The 5219-nt window shown below is 63.4% G+C and carries 5 protein-coding genes; 4 read left to right on the top strand and 1 reads right to left on the bottom strand.

The window, feature by feature from the left end:
* The first annotated feature begins 297 nt into the window (after window positions 1-297).
* The 4 genes from AWB81_RS40305 to AWB81_RS40290 all read left to right on the top strand — a co-directional run bounded on the left by AWB81_RS40305 (window position 298) and on the right by AWB81_RS40290 (window position 4139).
* Window positions 298-1650: an MFS transporter gene (locus AWB81_RS40305; RefSeq protein ID WP_062643935.1), complete on the top strand. Its 1353-nt coding sequence runs from the start codon at window positions 298-300 to the stop codon at window positions 1648-1650.
* A 22-nt stretch (window positions 1651-1672) separates the two neighbouring features.
* Window positions 1673-2320, top strand: a complete 648-nt coding sequence (locus tag AWB81_RS40300; protein ID WP_062643933.1) for an RraA family protein — start codon at window positions 1673-1675, stop codon at window positions 2318-2320.
* A 94-nt stretch (window positions 2321-2414) separates the two neighbouring features.
* Complete coding sequence (locus AWB81_RS40295; RefSeq protein ID WP_062643939.1) at window positions 2415-3209, top strand: class II aldolase/adducin family protein; 795 nt, start codon at window positions 2415-2417, stop codon at window positions 3207-3209.
* Between the two features lie 3 nt (window positions 3210-3212).
* A complete protein-coding gene (locus tag AWB81_RS40290; protein WP_062643931.1) occupies window positions 3213-4139 on the top strand; it encodes a 2-hydroxyacid dehydrogenase in 927 nt (308 codons plus the stop codon).
* A gap of 1 nt (window position 4140) precedes the next feature.
* On the opposite strand, the gene AWB81_RS40285 is transcribed toward AWB81_RS40290, so the two are convergent.
* A complete protein-coding gene (locus tag AWB81_RS40285; RefSeq protein WP_062643937.1) occupies window positions 4141-5100 on the bottom strand; it encodes a LysR family transcriptional regulator in 960 nt (319 codons plus the stop codon).
* Window positions 5101-5219: the final 119 nt, after the last annotated feature.

Genomic DNA, 5219 nt, shown 5'->3' with positions numbered 1-5219 from the left:
TGGCTACGGTCATCGTCGCTCCTGTTACGGGCAGTCTCCTGCCAAATGACCGTTTACACAAAACTAATTACACCCTCAATGGAGCCCCGTCCGCCGATCAGCGGATTCGCCAGAAATGGCACACAAAGCGCCAGCGGTCGCCCATGCGATCCGCGCTACCAACACCATCATTCGCGCCATTAATAAAGAGCATTAGGAATCACATTTGGACTTATTGTTTTTGGCTCTCGATAAAGACGGCATGCGGTGCGACTGCTCGCATCGCCCCCAACCCCGACCGTCCTCATGGAGAGCCCCATGTCCGAAGCCCGCTCCACCGGCACCCTGCCCCACGCCGAAAGCACGCCTCCCAACATGAAAAAGATCGCCGTGGCGAGTGTCATCGGCACGACGGTAGAATGGTATGACCTGTTCGTGTTCGCTACCGCCTCGGCGCTCGTTTTCAACAAGGTTTTCTTTCCAAGCTTCGTCCCGCTCATCGGCACGTTGCTCGCCTTCGGCACGTTCGCTTCTGCCTATCTGGCGCGCATCGTCGGTGCCGCGCTGTTCGGTCACTTCGGCGACCGACTCGGTCGCAAGTCGATGCTGCTCGTCTCGCTCATCACGATGGGCATCGCCACCTTCGCCATCGGCCTGTTGCCGAATTACTCGAGCATCGGCATGTGGGCACCGGTGCTGCTGCTCGCGCTGCGCGTCATTCAGGGCTTGGCGCTCGGCGGCGAATGGGGCGGCGCGGTGCTGATGGCGGTCGAACACGCGCCCCCCAGCAAGCGCGGGCTGTACGGCTCATGGGTGCAGGTGGGCGTCCCCGCCGGCACGCTGATCGCCAACCTCGCCTTCCTGATCAGCAACGCCGTCATGTCCTCCGAAGCGCTGCTGTCGTGGGGCTGGCGCATTCCGTTCCTCGCAAGCGCACTGCTCGTCGGCGTGGGCCTCTATATTCGTTTGAATACGTCCGAAACGCCGTCATTCAGCAAGGTCAAGGAGGCCGCGGCGCAAGTCAAGGTGCCGCTCGTCGAGGTGCTCACGAAGAACTGGAAGCAGGTTCTCCTCGGTGGCATCGCGACGATGTCGACCGGTACGTCCTTCAATCTCATCGTTGCGTTCGGCCTGACCTACGGCACACAGACACTCGGCTTTACCCGCAATGCCATGCTAGCCATCGCGCTGATCTCGTGCGCGGTCTGCATCGTGCTGCTGCCAGCGTTCGGGCGACTCTCCGATGTGGTGGGGCGCAAGCCGGTGATCGTCGGCGGCATCCTCGCGGAAGCGCTGCTCGCTTTCCCGCTCTTCTGGCTCCTCGACATGCGCGAGTTCCCCTTCGCGCTCATCGGCTACCTGCTGATGATGACCGCGTTCGCCGCGAACTACGGCCCCATCGCCACCTTCCTCGCCGAACTGTTCGGCACGCAAGTGCGCTATTCGGGCCTTTCGATCAGCTACATGCTGTCCGGCCTCCTCGGCAGCGCCGCGACGCCGATCATCACGGCGGCCTTGCTCTCCGCCACGGGCAAGGGTTCCTCGGTCGCGTGGTACATGATCGGATCGGCGGCGCTATCCGTCGTTGCGCTCCTGCTGCTTGCCGAGACGCTCAAGCGCGATCTGTCCGCGAAGGCCTATGCGCCGAAGGCCGAAGTCGGGCTGTCCTGAACACTCCTTTCCGCGAGCCAACATGAACCGCACTTTAGAGCAGGCCCTCGTCCGTTCACTCGAAACCGTCAGCTTCCCGACGCTCGGCCATTTCCTCGAACACGGATTCGCCGATTCCCGCATCCGCGCGCAGGTTGCGAACGTGAAGATCGTCGGCCGCGCGGTGACGCTTAAACTCACGAGCCCCGACGCCATCGCCGTGAATCGCGCGCTGGCGAAACTCGTCAAAGGCGACGTGCTCGTCATCGACATGAACGGGGACCACGCACACGCGCCGGTAGGCGCCGTTACCGCATGCGCGGCACTCGTTGCGGGCGCGAAGGCGATCGTCGTCGACGGCGTCGTTACTGACGTGCTTGAACTGCGCGAGACCGGTCTGCCGGTCTTTGCGCGCGGCACGAGCCTTTTGACCACCAAGCGCCTCGATGCGGGCGACGCCGTTTTCAACGAGCCGGTTCAGTGCGGCGGCGTGTTCGTGCGGCCTGGCGATCTCGTCCTCGCCGACGACAACGGCGTGCTGTTCCTCGACGCAGGAACGGCCTCCGAAGTGATCGAGGAGGCGCTCGCATCCGATCGCGCGGAACCCGCGTTGCTCGCACGTCTGCGCGCGGGCGAGCCGCTTCGCGACGTGCTGTCATTCGCTGCATCGGCCGAGCATTCGCACGATTGATGATCAGGATAAGCACATGCAATTTGACGGATGCTTCGCCGTCGACGAACACTACGCGCCAGGCCCGCCTGCCGATCAAGGAGACACACTGAACATGGAAGCACTGCAAGAAGCGCATCAACACGCAAGCGCCACGACATCCGACAGCGACGAACGGAAGTGCCGCCGCGAACTCGCCGCGCTCTATCGCCTCATCGCGCACTTTCGCATGACAGACATGATCGACACGCACATTTCCGCGCGTCTGCCCGGCGGCAAGCCGACATTCCTGATCAACCGCTATGGCGTGCTCTTCCATGAAATGCGCCCCTCCGATCTCGTGAAAATCGATCATCTGGGCAACGTCATCGACGAGCGCGCCAAAGACGATCCCTCGGCATTTCGCGTGAATGCAGCAGGGTTCACGATCCACTCGGCAATCCATATGGCGCGCGAAGACCTGCACTTCGTAATTCACACACACACGGCCGCGGGGACCGCGGTGGCCGCGCAAGAGCATGGGTTGCTGCCGATCACCCAGCACGCGCTCAAGTTCTTCGAGAAGCTCGGCTATCACGACTACGAGGGCATCGCCCTGAATCATGCGGAGCGGGAGCGGCTGGTGCGAGACCTCGGGTCGCACAAGGCGATGATCCTGCGCAATCACGGCCTGCTTGCCGCAGGCCGCACCGTCGCCGAAGCGTTTCACGAAATCTATTTTCTCGAACGCGCGTGTCAGGCCCAGGTGCAGGCGCTGGCCGGCGGTTCGGCGATGCGGATTCCGTCAGTCGAAGTCTGCCGCCTCACGGCGAGCCAGTTCGACCGCGACGAGTCCGCCGAGATCATGGACATGGCCTGGAACGCCGCATTGCGGCTGATCGACGACAGCGCATTTGACTACCGCTCCTGACCATTGACCAAGCTCGTACTGATCAGCCGCGACTACGACATGTCGCACCTCGTGCCGTCCATTCTGCGTGCGGCGCCCGAACTCGATGTCGCGATGCACGGCAGCCGCGACGCCGTCGATGCCGATGTAGCCGTCTGCTGGAATCCGCCCGAAGGCGCCGTGGCGGCGCTGCCCAGGCTAAGGCTCGTGCACAGCATCGCGGCCGGGGTCGACAACATCCTGTGTGATCCGAGCCTGCCGCGGGTGCCGCTGTGCCGAGTCGTTGATCCGCAGCACGCGCGCGGCATGAGCGAGTTCGTCACCTGGGGCGTACTCCATTTTCATCGGCAACTTGATCGTGTGATGGCAAACCAGCGCAGCGGCGTGTGGCTTCGCTACGAACAGCAGGACCCGTCGACGTGTTCGGTCGGCGTGATGGGACTCGGCGAAATTGGCAGCCGCGTCGCCGCCGATCTTCGCCGGCTCGGCTTTTCCGTGCGCGGCTGGGCGCGGCGCGCGCGCGAGTTGCCGGGCATCGCAACGTTCGCGGGCGCGCAAGCGCTCGAAACATTCCTTCGCGGCACGGATATCCTCGTGTGCCTGTTGCCGCTCACCGACGAAACGCGCGGTATTCTCGGGGCGCGCACGCTCGAAGCGTTGCCTCGCGGCGCGAAACTGATCCACGTCGGACGGGGCGAACATCTGGTGCCACGCGACCTGTTGAACGCGTTGAAGGAAGAGCATCTCGCCGGCGCCATCGTCGACGTGTTCCCTAACGAGCCGCTGCCCGCGGGCGACCCGTTCTGGCGCGCGCCGAACATGATCGTGACGCCGCACATGGCGTCGGTCGCGAGTTCGGAGACGATCGGCCTGCAGGTCGCGCAGAACGTGCGACGGCTCGTGAACGGCGAGCCGCTGCTCAATGTGGTGGATGTTGCGCGCGGCTACTAGTTCACGCCGGTATCGCCTCGCCGGCTTCCCGTTCATCGATGAACCCGTGCAGCGCGTCGAGGAATGCACTCTCCGCGGCGCTCTGCTTGCGGTCCGCGGACCACAGCAGATAGATGTCGAGATCGGCGACGCCGCCATCCGGCGGCAGCCGCTGGAATCGCCCGTTCGCGACGTCCTCGCGCACGACATGCTCGGGCAGGCAGCCGATGCCGAACCCCGCGAAGATGAAGCGCTTGACTTCCGCCATGCTCGACGACGATCCCACCACGCGCTCGGTGAAGCCCATCTCGTCGCGAAAGAAAGTGAGCGGCGAAAGGTGATCGCCGACCTTGTCGCCGGTGAACGACACGAACTTCTCGCTCACGAGGTCGGCGGTTTTCAGATCCGTGCGCCCGAAGAGCGGATGATGGCGCCCGCAAAAAAGCGCATACCGCTGGCGCATGAACAGGCGGCTCTCGATCTTCTTCGGCAAGGCACGGCGGGGCGTGAGCCCGAGCGTCGCGGACTTCTGCTGCAGGCTCGCGACGACATCGGCGCTGCGCATCTCCTGGCTCTCCAGTTCGATGCGCGGATAGCTGCGATGAAAGCCGGCGAGAAACTCATCGTAGGCGAAGAAGTCGATGCCGCTCACGGTGGAGACGCGGACCATGCCGGAAATGTCGTGATCGCGGTCCACCTTCGCGATCGACAACCGCGAGATCGTCCCGTACACGTCCTCGGCGATCTGTTGCACTTCTATGCCCGCCTGCGTCACTTCGATCCGCGGCCCGTGCCGGTCGACGAGCCGCATGCCAAGTTGATCCTCCAGACGCTTCAACGCCTGGCTCACGGCCGGTTGCGTGAGATGCAGCTTTGTCGCCGCGCGGCTCACGCTTTTCTCGCGCGCGATCGCGAGGAAGGTCCGCAAGAGGTTCCAGTCGAGCCGGTCGTTGAGGTAGGTCGCGGGCCTGTCCTTGCTCATCATGTTTGGTCGTCGAGGTTCATCATTCGCCAAGTTTATATTGGGCGGTTTCAAACTGAAGTGCAACAGAGGTTTTAGTGTTTAGCGTCTGGAGGTTGGCTCGCTGAGGCAAGTGTTGC

Source organism: Caballeronia arationis (genome assembly GCF_001544975.2).
GTDB classification, from domain to species: Bacteria; Pseudomonadota; Gammaproteobacteria; order Burkholderiales; family Burkholderiaceae; genus Caballeronia; species Caballeronia arationis.
The sequence above is the reverse complement of the archived record's forward strand: the minus strand, read 5'-3'. Positions and strand labels throughout refer to the sequence as shown.